The sequence below is a fragment of the Pseudomonas abyssi genome (genome assembly GCF_002307495.1).
GTDB lineage: Bacteria > Pseudomonadota > Gammaproteobacteria > Pseudomonadales > Pseudomonadaceae > Halopseudomonas > Halopseudomonas abyssi.
Map to the genome: position 1 here is coordinate 1 of NZ_NTMR01000074.1, position 647 is coordinate 647.

Sequence of the window (647 nt, forward strand, 5' to 3'; positions counted from 1 at the left end):
CACTGCTGTCCGGAATAAATTCATAGCGGCAGAGCACCCTGCATCCTGGTCCATATCAGCTGACGCCGTTGCCTTCGTTGCAGCAGTTGGTGATCCGTCTCTTTGCGCTGAAACAAGCCTGCTCTCAGCTCGGTCAGGCTGCAACGCAATGAGCTGACTGTTGCTGAACCGGCATGCTGTATCTGCAGCAGCAGATAGGTAATCAAGGCCACAAATATCTGAATCTTGACGGCATTTTCGCTGCGCCCAAGAAACGTCCGCACGCTCAAGTTCTGCTTCAACCACTTGAAGAACAACTCGATGCCCCAGCGCGCCTTGTAGTTGGCAGCAATCACGCGGGCTGGCGACGCCAGGTCGTTCGTGGCTATGACTAGCGCCGGCCTGCCGTCCTCTCGTGCTACCAGGACTCTGCGCAACGGCGTGCCGTGATACTGGTTGATACGTTTGCCGCCAGGGCGGCGGTTCTTGAAGCTAATCAGGTGGTCGCCCAGTATTTCCGGGTGCTCTGAGCTGTCTTGCGTGTTGTCAGCCAATACCTGAACACCCGCATTGCTCTTGAGTCGCGTGACAAAGTAAGCCCCCGCGCAGTGAATCTGATACCACCAGTTGTAGTCGCAGTAGCCCTTGTCGAAGACATAGGTTTGGCC

At 56.1% G+C, this 647-nt stretch carries 1 protein-coding gene; it reads right to left on the bottom strand.

The genetic code is table 11. From position 1 onward, the window contains the following. Positions 1-20: 20 nt before the first annotated feature. Positions 21-647, bottom strand: a 627-nt coding sequence (locus CNQ84_RS20280; protein WP_112220876.1) for an IS4 family transposase, incomplete at its 5' end; no start/stop codon positions are given.